The organism is Nonomuraea sp. KM88 (genome assembly GCF_052245635.1).
In the GTDB taxonomy this organism is placed as follows: domain Bacteria; phylum Actinomycetota; class Actinomycetes; order Streptosporangiales; family Streptosporangiaceae; genus Nonomuraea.
Window position 1 is genome coordinate 249084 of sequence record NZ_JBQQCC010000010.1, and the last position, 16398, is coordinate 265481.

Below are 16398 nucleotides of genomic sequence, written 5' to 3' on the forward strand. Positions count from 1 at the left end.
TCGCCTCCCGCGTCGTCGGATGTTTCCCAACGCCGCGCCCGCGCGGAAGGTGACAGAAACCGCATGGACGCGGTGTGTTCACCAAATACCCCTGTGGCGGATATCACAAGAGGGGCAGGGCAAAGAAAGTTGTCAGGTCCGTGATGGCCTACGATCGGACGGCGATGCTCAAACTCCTGCGCCCGGCCATGACCCGGATACTCACCCCGCTGGGCAGGGCTCTCGCCGGCCGCGGGATCGGCCCCGACGCCGTCACGGCGATCGGCACCCTCGGCACCGTCGTGTCCGCCCTGCTCTTCTTCCCGCTGGGGCTGCTGACCGTGGGCGCCCTCGTCATCACCGTCTTCGTGCTGTTCGACCTCCTCGACGGCGTGGTGGCCAGGCTCGGCGGCAAGGGCGGCAGCGCCTGGGGGGCGTTCCTCGACTCGACGCTCGACCGGGTCGCCGACGCCGCCATCTTCGCCGGCCTGATCTTGTATTTCGTCGCCGGAGGCGACACGCTGATGGCCGCGGTGACGTTGGTGTGCCTGGTCGCGGGCGCCGTGGTCTCCTACGCCAAGGCGAGGGCGGAGGGGCTCGGGCTCACGGCCGACGTGGGGCTGGCCGAGCGTCCTGAGCGGCTGGTCGTGGCGCTGGTCGCGGCCTTCTTCTCGGGCCTCGGCGTACCGTACGTCCTGCCGGCGGGCATGTGGCTGCTCGCGGTGGCCAGCCTGATCACCGTGGGGCAGCGTGTGGTGGCGGTCTACCATCAGACGAGGGAGACATGAGCGAGAAGGCGTCCGTCAGCGATCGCATCGTGGCCGCGGGCTTCGCGGCCGGCTGGAAGCTCGTCCCACTGTTGCCCCAGGGCCCGACGGCGGCGGTCTTCCGCTTCATGGCCGACCGCGTCTGGCGCAGGAGAGGCAGGTCCGTCCGCCGGCTGGAGTCCAACCTGGCCAGGGTGACCGGCCTCGAGGCGGGCAGCCGCGAGCTGAGCGAGCTCACGAGGGCCGGCATGCGCTCCTACTTCCGCTACTTCCACGAGATCTTCCGGCTGCCGTCGATGCGCACCGAGGAGATCGTGCGCCGCACCCACGTCATCGGCGCCGAGCACGTGCACGACACCGTGGCGGCCGGGCGGGGCGTGGTGCTGGCCCTGCCCCACATGGGCAACTGGGACCAGGCGGGCGCGTGGCTGGTGGGCGTGGGGCATCCGTTCACCACCGTGGCCGAGCGGCTGAGGCCGGAGTCGCTGTTCCGCCGCTACGTCGCCTTCCGCGAAGGGCTCGGCATGGAGGTGCTGCCGCTCACCGGAGGCGACGGGCACAACTTCGGCACCCTGGCCACGCGGGTGCGCAGGGGCGGGGTCGTGTGCCTGCCCGCCGAGCGCGACCTGACCAGGAGCGGCGTCGAGGTGCGCTTCTTCGGCGCGACCACCAAGGTGCCCGCGGGGCCGCCGCTGCTGGCCGTGCAGACCGGGGCCGCGCTGCTGCCCGCGACCGTCTACTTCGTGGGCGACGACTGGGGCATCCACATCCACGAGGAGGTCCCGGTCCCTGAGGAGGGCACCCGGCAGGAGAAGGTCGCCGCGGTGGCGCAGCGCATGGCCGAGGTGTTCGAGAAAGGGATCACCGAGCACCCGGAGGACTGGCACATGCTGCAGCGGCTCTGGCTGGAGGACCTGCGGTCATGAAGGTCGGCATCGTCTGCCCCTACTCGTGGGACATGCCGGGCGGGGTCAAGCAGCACATCGACGACCTGGCCCAGGCGCTCATGGCGCAGGACCACGAGGTGTCGGTGATCGCGCCGGCGGCCGACGACGACGAGCTGCCCCCCTACGTGACGGGCGCGGGCCGGGCCGTCCCCGTGCCGTACAACGGGTCGGTGGCGAGGATGTCGTTCGGTTTCCTGTCGGCCGCGCGGGTGCGGCGATGGGTGCGCACGGGCGAGTTCGACGTGCTGCACATCCACGAGCCGCTGATCCCGAGCCTGGGCATCCTGGCCTGCTGGGCCGCCAAGGGCCCGATCGTGGCGACGTTCCACGCCTCGTGGGTGCGCTCGCGGGCGATCGCGGTGGCCGAGCCGGTGCTGCAGAGCGCGCTGGAGAAGCTCAGCGGGCGCATCGCGGTCTCCGACGCGGCCCGTAAGAGCCTGGTGGAGCAGTTCGGCGGCGACACCGTGCTGATCCCCAACGGCGTGACCGTCTCCCGCTACACCGAGGCCGAGCCGCTCGACGGCTGGGGGCCCGACGGCGCCACGCTCGGCTTCCTCGGCCGGATGGACGAAGAGCGCAAGGGGCTGCCCATCCTGCTCGACGCGTTCTCGAAGCTCGCGGCCGAGCGGGCGGAGGTGAAGCTGCTCATCGCCGGCCCAGGCGACGAGAAGGACGTCTACGAGCGGGTGCCCAAACGCTTCCACGACCGGGTGACCGTGCTCGGCATGGTGAGCGAGGCCGACAAGATCCGCGCCTACCACTCGGTCGACGTGTTCTGCGCGCCCAACACGCGCGGCGAGAGCTTCGGCATCGTGCTGGCCGAGGCCATGGCGTCCGGGGCCACGGTGCTGGCCAGCGACATCCCCGCCTTCCGCAGGGTGCTCGGCGACGGGCAGGCGGGCGCGCTGTTCTCCAATGGCGACCCAGGCGCGCTGGCACGCGAGGCGGGCGCGCTGCTCGACGCTCCGGAACGCCGGGCCAAGCTGGCCGCCGAGGCGCTGGTCGCGGTCAGGAAATACGACTGGTCCACGGTCGCGCGCGACGTCGTGCGCGTCTACGAGACGGTCACCACGAGCGGCGCGGGGCGTGTGGAGGAAGACCTGTGACATCCACCATGATCGTGTTGATCGTGGGCATCGTCGTGGTGCTGGTGGCCGTCTACATCTCCTGGCGCGCGGGCCGGCTCGACCGCCTGCACATCCGGCTGGAGCTGGCTCAGGAGTCGCTGGACGCCGCGCTGATGCGGCGCAGGGCCGTGGTGCTGGAGCTGGCCGGGTCACGCCTGCTCGATCCCGCCACGTCCCTGGTGCTGGCCGCCGCCGCCCACGAGGCGAGGACGGCGGGCCCCGACGAGCGCGAGCACGCCGAGAGCGACCTGTCGCGGGCGCTGCGGGCGGTCGTGGACCAGGAGCGGTTCAGGGAGAAGCTGTCGGAGGCGCCCGGCGGGCGTGACCTGCTCGAAGAGCTCGACGCCGCCGTGGCCAAGGTGGTCTACTCCCGCCGCTTCTACAACAACGCGGTCGCGGTCACGCGTACGGCGCAGCGCCGCTGGCTCGCCAGGACCCTCCGCCTGGCCGGCCACACCGAGTACCCCCGATTCTTCGAGATCGATGACAATCCACCAGCGGCTATGGCAACTGAATGACCTAATTTGGTGAAGCCAGTAAGCTTCATCCCGTTTCACGGCTGAAGCGAGGAGTGTTACTGGTGCGGCTATCCCGGACGATCACGATCTGGCTGGCCGGAGCGGCCGTGCTCCTGCCCGTCTCGGCCTGTTCCTCCGAGGAGCCGGCGCCGGGCAAGGTGCCGCAGGCGGCCGCCTCCGTCGCGCCGAGCGAGGAGCCCGTCGAGGTCAAGACCCACCCCTTCACCGGCAGGCCGTACGACAGCCTCAAGCCCGTGCTCGCCGTGAAGATCGAGAACACCGCGGCGGGCAAGCCGCAGCAGGGCCTGAAGAGCGCCGACATCGTCTACGTCGAGCAGGTCGAGGCCGGTCTGACCCGGCTCATGGCGATCTTCTCGTCCAAGCTGCCGTCCAAGGTGGGGCCGGTGCGCAGCGCCCGCATCTCCGACCTGCACATCGCGCCGCAGTTCGGCAAGCCCGCCTTCTCCTACTCGGGGGCGCAGAGCAAGATGTTGCCGTTCATCGCCGAGGCGTCCCTGTTCGACGTCGGCGACACGCGCAACCCCAACGCCTACTTCCGCCAGCCGGGCCGCTTCGCCCCCTACAACCTGTTCGCCAACACCAAGCGGCTGCTGGCCGCGGCGCCGAAGGCGAGCAAGGCCAAGGACATCGGCTTCACCTTCGGCGACGCTCCGGCCGAGGGCGGCGTGGAGCGCAAGTCGTACACGGTCAAGTGGCCCGCGGCCCGCTTCACCTTCGCCTGGTCCGAGGCGAGGAAGAAGTGGATGATCTGGCAGGACGGCAAGAAGGACGTGGCCGCGGAGGGCGGGCAGCTCGGCGCGCCGACGGTCGTCATCCAGTACACCAAGACCGAGCGCTCGCAGTTCCACGACAAGAACGACAGCTACACGCCGCTCGTGCACACCACGGGCAAGGGCAAGGCGATCGTGCTGCGTGACGGCAAGGCGTACAAGGCGAACTGGGAGCGGGAATCGGAGAAGGACGGCACGACGTTCACCACGGAGAGCGGCGAGCCGATGAACTTCGCACCCGGCCAGGTCTGGGTCGCCCTCGCCAGCCGCAAGCCCGTCATCCCCTAGTCCTTCTGTATAAGTAAGGCGATAAACCCTGACATATTGGCATGTCGGGGGAGGGGTCCGTCAGGACCTACGATGGGCTTGAGAACATACCGATTCGTCGTGAGAGCCCGTGAGGAAGACCGTGTCCAGCAGCACGCCAGAAAGCAGCCCCGTCACCGGAACGGCCCGCGTCAAGCGCGGCATGGCCGAGATGCTCAAGGGCGGTGTCATCATGGACGTCGTCACGCCCGAGCAGGCCAAGATCGCTGAGGACGCCGGGGCGGTCGCCGTCATGGCCCTCGAGCGCGTCCCCGCCGACATCCGCGCCCAGGGCGGCGTGTCGAGGATGAGCGACCCCGACATGATCGACGGCATCATCGAGGCCGTGTCGATCCCCGTCATGGCCAAGGCCCGCATCGGCCACTTCGTCGAGGCGAAGGTGCTGCAGGCGCTCGGCGTCGACTACGTCGACGAGTCGGAGGTGCTCACCCCGGCCGACTACGCCAACCACATCGACAAGTGGCAGTTCACCGTGCCGTTCGTGTGCGGGGCGACCAACCTGGGAGAGGCCCTGCGCCGCATCACCGAGGGCGCGGCGATGATCCGCTCCAAGGGCGAGGCGGGCACCGGTGACGTCTCCAACGCCGTCACCCACATGCGGACGATCCGCGCCGAGATCAAGCGGCTCACGTCGCTGCCCGAGGACGAGCTGTACGTCGCCGCCAAGGAGCTGCAGGCGCCGTACGAGCTGGTCGCGGAGGTCGCGAAGCTCGGCAAGCTGCCGGTCGTGCTGTTCACCGCGGGCGGCATCGCCACCCCGGCCGACGCCGCCATGATGATGCAGCTGGGCGCCGAGGGCGTCTTCGTGGGCTCCGGCATCTTCAAGTCGGGCGATCCGGCCAAGCGCGCGGCGGCCATCGTCAAGGCCACCACCTTCTACGACGACCCCGACGTCATCGCCAAGGTCTCGCGCGGCCTGGGGGAGGCCATGGTCGGCATCAACGTCGACGACATCCCGCAGCCGCACCGGCTGGCCGAGCGCGGCTGGTAGTCACACTCCGTACGACGAAAATCGTCAGAAAGGCGGCATCCGTGAAGGATGTCGCCTTTTTCTGTCCTGCTGTTCACCCTCTGGTCATGATCCTGAGTCAAGCTACGGACGTCCCTCACCCTTGATCGTCCGGGAGCCTCACGTGTCCAAGCTGAACCGCCGGCACTTCCTCGTCACCGGTTTAGCGGCGGGCGCCGCCGCCGCGATCCCCGCGACCGGCGCGCACGCCGCCCCAGACCCCGCCGCGGACCCCAGTAAGGAAACCGCCCGGAGCCTCGCCTCGCGCGGGCTGCGCACCGACCCCTTCACCCTCGGCGTCGCGTCGGGCGACCCCGACCACGAGGGCTTCGTCATCTGGACCAGGCTCGCCCAGCAGCCGATGGCCGAGGACGGGCTCGCAGGCATGCCGCAGCGGCCGTTCCCCGTGCTGTGGCAGGTGTACTCCGACGAGCGCGCACGCCGCGTCGTGCGCAGCGGCGTGACCGTGGCCGCGCCGGAATGGGGGCACAGCGTCCACGTGGAGCTTGCCAACCTGGGCTCCGACCGCGACTACTGGTACCGCTTCCGCGTCGGCCCGTACGTCTCGCCGCTCGGCCGCGCCCGCACCGCCCCGCACCCCCTGTCGTACGGCGGCGCCCTGGCCATGGCGTTCGTCTCCTGCTCACAGTACGAGCACGGCTTCTTCACGGCGTACCGCCGGCTGGCCGAGGAGCGCCCCGACGTGATCCTGCACCTGGGCGACTACCAGTACGAGTACACCAAGGACACCTACACCATCCCCGGCGGCAACGTCCGCGACCACGAGGGCCCCGAGACCGAGACCCTCGCCAACTACCGCCAGCGCCACGCCCAGTACAAGACCGACCCCGACCTGCAGGCCGCGCACGCCGCCGCGCCGTGGCTGGTGGTGTGGGACGACCACGAGGTGGACAACAACTGGGCCGACGAGGTGCCCGAGAAGCCCGAGAACCCCCAGCCGAACTTCCTGAGCAGGCGCGAGGCCGCCTTCCGCGCCTACTACGAGAACATGCCGTTGCGCCGCACCTCCATCCCGCGCGGCATCGACATGCAGCTCTACCGCCGCGTCCGGTGGGGCAGGATGGCCACCTTCCACATGCTCGACACCCGCCAGTACCGCGACGACCAGGGCTGCGGCGACGGCTACCGCGACTGCCCCGCCTCGATCGACCCGGCCCGCTCCATCACGGGCGCCGAGCAGGAGGCGTGGCTGCTGGACGGCTTCCGGCACTCGCGGGCGCAATGGGACATCCTCGGCCAGCAGGTGTTCTTCGCCCAGCGCGACAACAACGACGGCCCGGCCAAGATCACCAGCCAGGACGCGTGGGACGGCTACGTCGCCTCCCGCAAGCGCATCACGCAGGGCTGGCTCGACGCGAAGGTGCGCAACCCGGTCGTGCTGACCGGCGACGTGCACGCCCACTGGGCCAGCGACCTCAAGCTCGACTACGACGACCCGACGGGCCCGTCCGTCGGGTCGGAACTGGTGGCCACCTCGATCTCGACCGGCGGGAACGGGGCCGACTCCGACCCGGCGACGCACCCGTTCCTCAAGATCAACCCGCATCTGAAGTTCTACAACAACCAGCGCGGCTACGTGCTGACGAAGGTCGAGCGCGATCAGATGACGGCCGACTTCAAGGTGGTGCCGCAGGTGCAGACACCCGGAGGCGAGGTGTACACGCGGGCCACGTTCGTGATCGAGGACCGGGTGCCCGGGGTGCAGCAGACGTACCTGCGCCCGGTCGACCCGGCCCTGCGCAGCCAGCCCATGACCGTGGAGGAGACGGTCCGCCTGGAGACCGAGCGTCCGTGAACTGCCGCGGCACCCCGGCCCCGAGGCGCGGACCCTGCCAGGAAGATCCCGGCCGGTCGTGGTGTTGAATTGTCTGAACCCGCACCCGGACGGAAGGATCTGCCGTGCCCACGATCGGTGTACTCGCCCTGCAGGGCGACGTGCGCGAGCATGTGCGCATGCTCCAGGAGGCGGGGGCGCGGGCCACGGCCGTGCGCAGGCCCGCCGAGCTGGAGGCGGTCGACGGCCTGGTCATTCCCGGCGGCGAGTCGACGACGATGTGGAAGCTGGCCGAGGCCTTCGACATGTTCGAGCCCCTGCGCATGCGGATCAAGGAGGGCATGCCCGCCTACGGTTCCTGCGCCGGCATGATCATGCTGGCCGATCGGATCGAGGACGGCGTTTCCGGCCAGCAGACCGTCGGCGGCATCGACATGGTCGTCAGGCGCAACGCGTTCGGCCGCCAGGTCGACTCGTTCGAGGAGGACATCGACTTCGCCGGGCAGCGGGTGCACGCGGTCTTCATCCGCGCGCCGTGGGTCGAATCCGTCGGCGCGGGCGTCGACGTGCTGGGCAAGTGCGAGCCTGGGGATAGGATCGTCGCGGTCCGACAAGGGCCGCTGCTCGCGACGTCGTTCCATCCCGAGCTGACCGGAGACGCTCGCGTGCACCGTTACTTCGTAGACATGCTGAGGGAGCTCTAGCCAATGTCCGGCCACTCCAAATGGGCGACGACGAAGCACAAGAAGGCCGCGCTCGACGCCAAACGCGGCAAGCTGTTCGCGAAGCTCATCAAGAACATCGAGGTGGCGGCCCGGACAGGTGGCCCTGACCCGGATGCCAACCCCACCCTCTTCGACGCCATCTTCAAGGCGAAGAAGAACTCCGTGCCCAACGACAACATCGAGCGGGCCCGCAAGCGCGGCGGCGGCCTCGAGGCCGGTGGCGCCGACTGGCAGACCATCACCTACGAAGGCTACGCGCCCGGCGGCGTCGCGGTGCTCATCGAGTGCCTCACCGACAACCGCAACCGCGCCGCCTCCGAGGTGCGCGTGGCGCTGACCCGCAACGGCGGCTCGCTGGCCGACCCCGGGTCCGTCTCCTACATGTTCAACCGCAAAGGCGTCGTCATCGTGCCGAAGAACGGCCTCGACGAGGACACCGTGCTGATGGCCGTGCTCGACGCGGGCGCCGAGGAGGTCAACGACCTGGGTGACTCGTTCGAGGTCGTGTCCGAGGCCGGTGACCTGGTGCCGGTGCGCAAGGCCCTCCAGGACGCCGGCATCGACTACGACTCGGCGGAGTCGAGCTTCCTGCCGACGATGAGCGTGCCGCTCGACGAGGAGGGGGCCAAGAAGGTCTTCCGCCTCATCGACGCGCTGGAGGACAGCGACGACGTCCAGAACGTCTACGCCAACTTCGACGTCTCCGACGACGTGCTGGCGGCGCTGGACTAGCGTTCCTGCCCGGCGAAGGCCGGGGTGCGTCCGGACACCTCGGGTGCGGCGGGCCCTGAGCGCTCCACAGAGACGCTCGCGAGCCTATGCCTTCAGGGGGAATGCCGAGCAGGCGCCGGAGCGGCCGTCGCGACCGTCACAGGGGCGATCCCGGGCGCGATCGGATGCCGCGACCGTCGTCGCCGTGACGCCGGCGGCCGGCCGTGGCCACGGTGGCCGCGCAGCTGCCCTGTCCCGGCGGGCTCGATCTCACGGTAACCGGTTCGCGAGCGCGTACTCCCGCCGCATAAGTTGGCTGACTGTGGAAATACGCGACCTCACCCCTGAAGACCTCGACGACGTCCTTGACCTTCGCAGACGCGCCTTCGGCCCGCTGTCCGCCTCCGACCGGGACAGGTGGCGCAGGGCGGTGCTCCCGTCCCTCGGTGAGGGCCGCTATCTGGGTGCCTTCGACGGCACCAGGCTGGCCGCCGCGGCGCGGCTGCGTCAGTTCACGCAGTGGTGGCACGGCAGGCCGCAGCCGATGGCCGGGATCGCCGGGGTCACCGTGGCGCCGGAGGACCGCGGCCGCGGCTGCGGCAGCACGATCATGCGGGCCGTCGTCGAACGCGGCAGGGCGCTCGGCGACGCGGTCTCCGTGCTCTATCCGGCCACCACCGGCATCTACCGCTCGCTCGGCTATGAGCACGCAGGAGCCCAGCACAGCGTCAGGCTCCCCGCCGAGCTGCTGCGCCAGATCCGGCCGTCCGGCCAGGTCAAGCTGCGCAGGATGGGCCCTGGCGACGCCGGAGAGGTCGTCTCCATCCTGCACCGCGTCCACGGCGCCGCCCGCGCCAGCGGGCCCGTCTCCTGGGACGAGCAGACCTGGAGCCTGTGGCTCGAGAGTGAGGACGACTTCCTCTACGTCACCGACGACGGTTTCGTGGTCTACCGGTGGCACGGCGAGGACATGCTGGTCGACAGCCTCGTCGCCGGATCGGGGGAGACGCTCAGGGCACTGTGGTCCCTGGTGGGCAGCGCGTCCTCGATCGCGCACGAGGTCGTCGCACACGTGACTCCCGACGACCCGGTGTTGTGGCTGCTGCGCGAGCGGACGATCGAGCAGGTCACGCAGCGGCGGTGGATGTTCAGGGTGCTCGACGTCGCCGCGGCGGCCGAGCGCAGGGGCTACCCGGTCCGCCTTGCCGGCGACGCCGTCGTCACCGTGGACGACCCTCTCGGAGGGGGCGGCACGTGGCGGCTGGAGTTCGCCGGCGGCTCCGCCGCGGTCATCCCGGCCGAGCAGCCCGGGGTGAGGCTGAGCGTGAACGGCCTCTCCGCCCTGTACGCCGGGATCCCGGCGGCCACCCTCCGCCTCAGCGGGCTCATGTCCGGAGATGACCGATACGACGAGACACTCGATGCCGCCTTCGCCGCCAGGCCGTACATGCTCGAGGACTTCTGACGGGCGTTTCCCGGTGCGCGGCCACCGCGGGCGGAGTAGAGTCTCGTGCCGAACAGATGTTCGGCGTACGCGGGAGGGCATGCCGGTGCGGGTGATGGGCGTCGATCCGGGGCTGACCCGGTGCGGTCTGGGCGCCGTCGAAGGGCGTCCGGGCGCGCCGCTGACGCTCGTGGCCGTCGGAGTCGTGCGCACCGGCGCCGACGAGGAGCTCGGGGCCCGGCTCGTGGGCATCGAGGCCGGCATCGAGAAGTGGCTCGACGACGTGCGTCCCGACGCGGTCGCGGTCGAGCGGGTCTTCAGCCAGCACAACGTACGCACCGTCATGGGCACGGCGCAGGCCGCCGGGATCGCGGTGCTGTGCGCGGCCCGGCGCGGGCTGCCCGTGGCGCTGCACACGCCGTCCGAGGTGAAGGCCGCCATCACCGGCAGCGGCACGGCCGACAAGAAGCAGATCGGCGCCATGGTCACGCGGCTGCTGCGGCTCGCCGAGATGCCCAGGCCCGCCGACGCCGCCGACGCGCTCGCCCTGGCCATCTGCCACGTCTGGCGCGGCGGCGCCCAGCACCGCCTCGCCGCGGCCCTCGCCAAGGCCAGGAAGGCCGGGCCGTGACGGCGCAGTGGAGCACGGCCCACGGCGCCCCGGAGCGCCGTGCGCCTCGTCCACGCGTCGCCCCCGGGCCGGACGGTCCGGCGGGGGAGCGGGCTTCTCGGGCGCCGGGCCGTCTCCCGCCGCCTCGTGAGGGCGCCGGGGCGGCCGTTTCCACCCGGAGGGCCAGGTGGTCCTGGCGCGGCGGCTCCGGCCGCTTCCTGGGCGGTTCCTGGGGGCGTTCGCGCCACGTGCGGGGCCGGCCTCCGGCCGGCTGGGTCCCGAGGCGGAGGGCAGGGTTGTGATCGGGTCCAAGACAGGAGGCGGGTTGTGATCGCGTCGGTGGCGGGGAAGGTGACGGCGATCGCGCCCGACGGAGCCGTGATCGAGGTCGGCGGCGTCGGGGTTCTCACCCACTGCACCCCCGGCACGCTCGCCACGCTGCGCCTCGGCGAGGAGGCGCGCCTGGCCACGTCGCTCGTCGTGCGCGAGGAGTCCCTCACCCTCTTCGGCTTCGCCACCGACGACGAGCGGGCGGTGTTCGAGTTGCTGCAGACGGCCAGCGGCGTCGGGCCGAAGCTGGCGCTGGCGATGCTGGCCGTGCACACGCCCAACGCGCTGCGGGTGGCCGTGGCCGGCGCCGATCTGAAGGCGCTCACCCAGGTGCCGGGCATCGGGCAGAAGGGGGCCCAGCGCATCGTGCTGGAGCTGAAGGACCGGCTCGGCTCGCCGGAGACGGCGGTCGACGCCGCGCTCAACGGCGAGCGGAAGGCCGCGGCCTGGCGCGAGCAGGTGCACTCGGGGCTGGTGGGGCTCGGCTACTCCAGCAAGGACGCCGACGAGGCGATCGCCGCCGTGGAGCCCGAGGCCGACGCCGACCTCGCCGCCGGGCGCCAGCCGCGGGTGGCCACGCTGCTGAAGGCCGCGCTGCGATCGCTGAGCGTGCGATGAGTCATGACGGCGGAGCCGGCGTCACCGCACGCGCCGACGTGGCCTGCCGCACTTTCGATAGGTTGGCCCCTCCGGGTCGCGACGGGCGGTGCCATGCCGGGTCCCGCGGGCTGGATGCGGTGCGCAGGGTCGTCGACGGCGGGAGGAGGTGCCACGGTGAGCTCTGATCGGGAGCTCGTCTCACCCGACGCCGAGGGCGAGGAGCTGCAGATCGAGGCGGCGCTCAGGCCCAAGCGGCTCGGCGAGTTCATCGGCCAGGGCCGGGTGCGCGAGCAGCTCTCCCTCGTGCTCGAAAGTGCTCTGCGCCGGCAGCGGCCACCCGACCACGTGCTGATGAGCGGGTCTCCTGGGCTCGGCAAGACGACCCTGGCGATGATCATCGCGGCCGAGCTGAACGCGCCGCTCCGGATCACCTCGGGTCCGGCTCTCGAACGCGCGGGCGACCTCGCGGCGATCCTGTCGACGCTGGCCGAGGGCGAGGTGCTGTTCATCGACGAGATCCACCGGATGGCCAGGCCCGCCGAGGAGATGCTCTACCTCGCGATGGAGGACTTCCGGGTCGACATCGTCGTCGGCAAGGGCCCGGGGGCCACCGCCATCCCGCTCGACATCGCGCCGTTCACCCTGGTCGGCGCCACGACCAGGGCCGGGCTGCTGCCCGCGCCGCTGCGCGACAGGTTCGGGTTCACCGCCCACATGGACTTCTACGAGGTCGGCGAGCTGGAGCAGGTGCTCTACCGGTCGGCGAGGCTGCTCGGCGTCGGCCTGCCCGACGACGGCGCCCACGAGATCGCCAGGCGGTCGAGGGGCACGCCCCGCATCGCCAACCGGCTGCTGCGGCGGGTGCGCGACTTCGCCGACGTGCGCGCCGACGGGGTGATCGACCGCTCCGTCGCGGCGGCGGCGCTCAACCTTTATGAAGTTGACGCAGAAGGGCTCGACCGGCTCGACAGAGCGGTGCTGGGCGCGCTGCTGAAGAAGTTCGGCGGCGGTCCCGTGGGGTTGTCGACCCTCGCGGTCGCCGTGGGCGAGGAGCCGGAGACGGTCGAAGTGGTGGCCGAGCCGTTCCTCGTACGCCAAGGTCTGCTGGCCAGGACGCCGCGCGGCCGGGTGGCGACCGCGGCCGCGTGGACCCATCTCGGCATGACTCCACCACCGGACGCATTCGGAGCCCCGCTTTTCGACTGATCACAGAACGGTTGCAACCGTTTCAATATGGGAACTTCCCCGCGCGCCGAAACGCTGCTTCGTTGCCGCGTTTCGCGACAAGCGCCTACACTCCGTGGCTTGGCTGGCTGTGTAGGCTGACGGCCCGAGTGGCGCGGTCCGACGCGACGCACGGAATTTCCGGCGCGAGGCCGGTGTCAACTCCTTGTACGACAATGGAAGGTCGCCCCTTATGGACATGGGACAACTCGGAAGCATCCTGCCGCTCATTCTCTTGGTGGTGGTGTTTTACTTCCTGCTGATCCGCCCTCAGCGCAAGCGCCAGCAAGAGGCGATCCGGATGCAGAACTCTCTGACCCCGGGTGCGCGCGTCATGACCACGACGGGCCTGTTCGGCACCGTCGTCGCGGTGGACAATGAGGACGTCGTCCTCGAGGTCGCCCCCGGTGTCGAGACCCGCTGGGTGAAGGCCGCCATCGGCCGCGTCGTCACGCCCGGAGACGCTCCCGCAGGTGACGAGGCCGCGTCCGACGAGGAGGGCAAGAACGAGTCCGAGGCCGCCGTGGATCGCAACGGAGACCAGGACTCCAGCACCAAGCAGTCCTGACTAAGCTCTGCGACAAACCTCTATCTGAAAGAACTGACGACCAGTGGCCCGACCGACCAGCCGCCACAGCCGACCGGGGCGTACGCTCCTGGTGCTCCTGGCGCTCTTCCTCGCCCTGGGCGGGACGATGTTCCTGCAGCAGGCGTATACGCCCAAGCTGGGGCTCGACCTCGCCGGCGGCACGACGGTGACTCTGTCGCCCGTGACCCAGAACAACGCGGCTCCTCCAGAGGAGATCCTTGACCGGGCGGTCAACATCATCCGCGACCGGGTCAACGGCACCGGCATCTCGGACGCGGAGGTCGCCAAGTCCGGCGACAACATCATCATCTCCATTCCGGGTGTCGGGCAGAACGAGGCCATCAAGCTGGTCGCGACCACCGCGGAGCTGCGCTTCCGCCAGGTGCTCGCCATGGAGGCCACGCAGGCCCCGGCAGACCTGGCGACCAACGCGCCGACGCCGAGCGCCTCGCCCTCGGGCGGCAAGTCCGCCGAGCCCTCGGACCCCGCGAACAAGTCGGGCGAGCCCGCGGCCTCCGACCCGGCCAAGCCGAAGGCCTCAGAGCCGGTCAGGCCGCCGGCGTCTCAGTCGGCCGGAGCGCCGCAGCCGAGCACGTCGCCCACGGGCAAGGCGCTGTCGTCGGCGCTGACCGCGCCGACGCCCGGCACCTCGGCCGAGCCCACTGCCACGCAGAGCCCCAAGGGCCAGGACAAGCGGGGCACCAAGGACGGGAAATCCACGCCCGCGCCGAGCGACGACCCCAGCCAACCCCCGGCGGCGGACCCCAACGCCACGGGCATCAACACCGAGGGCATCGACCCCGCGGTGCTGGCCCAGTTCAAGAAGCTCAACTGCGCCGACCCCGCCAACCGCGGGCAGGGCGTCCAGGACGACCCCAACAAGCAGTACGCCGGCTGCGAGAGCGACGGCAGCTTCAAGTACGTCCTCGACGTCGCCAAGGTCGTCGGCACCGACATCGACACCGCCTCCGCGGGCGTCCGCCAGGGCACCACCGAGTGGGTCGTCCAACTCGACTTCAAGAGCAAGGGCGCCGGTGAGTGGAGCAAGCTCACCACCGCCGCCTACAACTCCCAGGAACCGCGCAACAAGGTCGCCGTCGTGCTCGACGGCGTCGTCATCACCGCCCCCAACATCATCAGCCCGATCCCGGGCGGCCGGGCGGAGATCACCGGCGGCTTCGACCAGGCCAGCGCCACCACGCTGGCCGACCAGCTCAAATACGGCGCGCTGCCGCTGAAGTTCAACCGCAGCTCCGTCGACACCGTCTCCTCGACCCTGGGCCAGGACCAGCTCGAGGGCGGCCTGATCGCCGGCCTGATCGGCCTGGCCCTCGTCGTCGTCTACTGCCTGCTTTACTACCGCGGCCTCGGCATCGTGGCGGTGCTGAGCCTCGTGGTGGCCACGGTCATCACGTACACGTCCGTGGTGGTGCTCGGGCACAACGCCGGCTTCCGCCTCTCTCTGCCGCACATCATCGGCCTGGTGGTCTCCATCGGCATCACCGCCGACTCCTTCATCGTCTACTTCGAACGCATCCGTGACGAGATGAAGGAAGGACGGCGCACGCTCCGCTCGGCCGTCGAGGTGGCCTGGGTCCGTGCCAGGCGGACGATCCTGATCGCCGACGCCGTCATGTTCATCGCCGCCATCGTGCTGTATTTCCTCGCGGTTGGCGGTGTCGCCGGATTCGCGTTCGCGATGGGCCTGACCACGCTGATCGACGTCGTGGTGGTGTTCCTGTTCACCAAGCCGTTCATCGCTTCGCTGGCGAGGGTGAAGTTCTTCGCCAAGGGGCACCCGCTGTCCGGCCTCGACGCCGAGCGTATGAGCGAGGTCGGCTCGACCGGCCGCACGACCACTCCGCAGGAGGCCTGAGATGGGACTGGGGCGTCGCCTCTACCGCGGCGAGATCGACGTTGACTTCGTCGGCAAATGGCGGCTGTGGTACAGCCTGTCCGGCCTGCTGCTCGCCGTCTCGCTGTCCGGGCTGCTGATCAACGGGCTCAACCTGGGCGTGGAGTTCAAGGGCGGCACGATCTTCGCGTTCAAGTCCTCGCAGGCCACGGTCGAGCAGGTGCGTGAGTCCGTGCTCGACCAGGGCGTGCACCAGGTGATCGTCCAGCAGGCGGGCACGGACGGCTGGCGGGCCACCACCGAGAGCCTGCCGGAGGACACCCGGGTCCAGGTGCAGAGCGAGATCGCCAAGGACTTCGGGGTCCCGCTCGACCAGGTGAGCATCCAGGCCATCGGCCCGTCCTGGGGCGGTGAGGTCTCCCAGAAGGCCTGGATCGGCCTGGGCGTGTTCATGCTGGCGATCATCCTCTACCTGTCGATGGCGTTCGAGCCGAAGATGGCGCTGGCCGCGATCGTCGCGCTCGTCCACGACCTCGTCATCACGGCCGGCATCTACGCCTGGTCGGGCTTCGAGGTCACGCCGGCGACGCTGCTGGGCTTCCTGACCATCCTCGGTTACTCGCTCTACGACGCCGTCGTGGTGTTCGACATGATCAAGGAGGTCACGGCCAAGCTGGGGCACACGTCCAAGCAGACCTACTCGATGGCCGCCAACGACGCGCTCAACCACACGCTGATCCGATCGCTGAACACCTCGCTGGTCGCGATCCTGCCGGTGGCGGCGATCCTGTTCATCGGCACCACGGTGCTCGGCGCAGGCACGCTGAAGGACCTGTCGCTGTCGCTGTTCGTCGGCATGGTCGTCGGCACCTACTCCTCGTTGTGCGTGGCCACGCCGCTGCTGGTGACGCTGAAGGAACGCGAGCCGAAATACCAGGCCATCGCCAAGCGGCTGGCCTCCACGGGCGGCGCCAGGGGAACGAAGAACTCCAAGAAGGCCGCGGCGGCGAAGGGATAGCTGCCCACCGCCTTTCGTGACGCCCTCGCCCG

The 16398-nt window shown here is 70.3% G+C and carries 16 protein-coding genes; all 16 read left to right on the forward strand.

Translation table 11 applies throughout. The annotated features are described in order from the left end of the window. The first annotated feature begins 143 nt into the window (after nucleotides 1-143). The 16 genes from pgsA to secF all read left to right on the forward strand — a co-directional run bounded on the left by pgsA (nucleotide 144) and on the right by secF (nucleotide 16366). On the forward strand, nucleotides 144-767 hold the full coding sequence (pgsA, locus tag ACTWPV_RS28445) for a phosphatidylinositol phosphate synthase (protein WP_443154143.1): 624 nt from the start codon (nucleotides 144-146) through the stop codon (nucleotides 765-767). Beyond that, nucleotides 764-1672: a phosphatidylinositol mannoside acyltransferase gene (locus ACTWPV_RS28450; protein WP_443154144.1), complete on the forward strand. Its 909-nt coding sequence runs from the start codon at nucleotides 764-766 to the stop codon at nucleotides 1670-1672. The genes pgsA and ACTWPV_RS28450 overlap by 4 nt, the downstream gene beginning before the upstream one ends. Then, on the forward strand, nucleotides 1669-2799 hold the full coding sequence (locus ACTWPV_RS28455) for a glycosyltransferase family 4 protein (RefSeq protein WP_347648928.1): 1131 nt from the start codon (nucleotides 1669-1671) through the stop codon (nucleotides 2797-2799). Before ACTWPV_RS28450 ends, ACTWPV_RS28455 begins: the two co-directional genes overlap by 4 nt. After that, nucleotides 2796-3338 (forward strand): hypothetical protein, encoded by a 543-nt coding sequence (locus ACTWPV_RS28460; RefSeq protein WP_347648927.1) that lies wholly within the window; start codon nucleotides 2796-2798, stop codon nucleotides 3336-3338. Before ACTWPV_RS28455 ends, ACTWPV_RS28460 begins: the two co-directional genes overlap by 4 nt. Nucleotides 3339-3400: 62 nt before the next feature. Then, nucleotides 3401-4417 carry a DUF3048 domain-containing protein gene (locus ACTWPV_RS28465; RefSeq protein ID WP_443154145.1) on the forward strand — a complete coding sequence of 339 codons (1017 nt, stop codon included), beginning with the start codon at nucleotides 3401-3403 and terminating at the stop codon, nucleotides 4415-4417. A 121-nt stretch (nucleotides 4418-4538) separates the two neighbouring features. Then, nucleotides 4539-5447 carry a pyridoxal 5'-phosphate synthase lyase subunit PdxS gene (pdxS, locus tag ACTWPV_RS28470; protein WP_132336510.1) on the forward strand — a complete coding sequence of 303 codons (909 nt, stop codon included), beginning with the start codon at nucleotides 4539-4541 and terminating at the stop codon, nucleotides 5445-5447. Nucleotides 5448-5589: 142 nt separating this feature from the next. Beyond that, entirely contained in the window at nucleotides 5590-7281 is a 1692-nt protein-coding gene (locus tag ACTWPV_RS28475; protein WP_443154146.1) for an alkaline phosphatase D family protein, read from the forward strand. Nucleotides 7282-7385: 104 nt separating this feature from the next. Then, the gene (gene pdxT, locus ACTWPV_RS28480; RefSeq protein ID WP_347648924.1) at nucleotides 7386-7964 is read left to right on the forward strand and encodes a pyridoxal 5'-phosphate synthase glutaminase subunit PdxT; all 579 of its coding nucleotides are present in this window, start codon (nucleotides 7386-7388) and stop codon (nucleotides 7962-7964) included. Between the two features lie 3 nt (nucleotides 7965-7967). Beyond that, nucleotides 7968-8717, forward strand: a complete 750-nt coding sequence (locus ACTWPV_RS28485) for a YebC/PmpR family DNA-binding transcriptional regulator (protein ID WP_132503667.1) — start codon at nucleotides 7968-7970, stop codon at nucleotides 8715-8717. Between the two features lie 301 nt (nucleotides 8718-9018). Continuing rightward, complete coding sequence (locus ACTWPV_RS28490) at nucleotides 9019-10161, forward strand: GNAT family N-acetyltransferase (RefSeq protein WP_443154147.1); 1143 nt, start codon at nucleotides 9019-9021, stop codon at nucleotides 10159-10161. An 85-nt stretch (nucleotides 10162-10246) separates the two neighbouring features. Continuing rightward, the gene (gene ruvC / locus ACTWPV_RS28495) at nucleotides 10247-10771 is read left to right on the forward strand and encodes a crossover junction endodeoxyribonuclease RuvC (protein WP_347648983.1); all 525 of its coding nucleotides are present in this window, start codon (nucleotides 10247-10249) and stop codon (nucleotides 10769-10771) included. 306 nt (nucleotides 10772-11077) lie between these two features. Continuing rightward, the gene (gene ruvA, locus ACTWPV_RS28500) at nucleotides 11078-11698 is read left to right on the forward strand and encodes a Holliday junction branch migration protein RuvA (RefSeq protein ID WP_443154148.1); all 621 of its coding nucleotides are present in this window, start codon (nucleotides 11078-11080) and stop codon (nucleotides 11696-11698) included. A gap of 114 nt (nucleotides 11699-11812) precedes the next feature. Next, on the forward strand, nucleotides 11813-12886 hold the full coding sequence (gene ruvB / locus ACTWPV_RS28505; RefSeq protein WP_443154213.1) for a Holliday junction branch migration DNA helicase RuvB: 1074 nt from the start codon (nucleotides 11813-11815) through the stop codon (nucleotides 12884-12886). Between the two features lie 211 nt (nucleotides 12887-13097). Beyond that, entirely contained in the window at nucleotides 13098-13472 is a 375-nt protein-coding gene (gene yajC / locus ACTWPV_RS28510) for a preprotein translocase subunit YajC (RefSeq protein WP_443154149.1), read from the forward strand. A 43-nt stretch (nucleotides 13473-13515) separates the two neighbouring features. Then, entirely contained in the window at nucleotides 13516-15369 is a 1854-nt protein-coding gene (secD, locus tag ACTWPV_RS28515; protein ID WP_443154150.1) for a protein translocase subunit SecD, read from the forward strand. Nucleotide 15370: 1 nt separating this feature from the next. Next, nucleotides 15371-16366, forward strand: coding sequence for a protein translocase subunit SecF (secF, locus tag ACTWPV_RS28520; RefSeq protein ID WP_443154151.1), 996 nt, complete (start codon nucleotides 15371-15373; stop codon nucleotides 16364-16366). Nucleotides 16367-16398 lie beyond the last annotated feature (32 nt).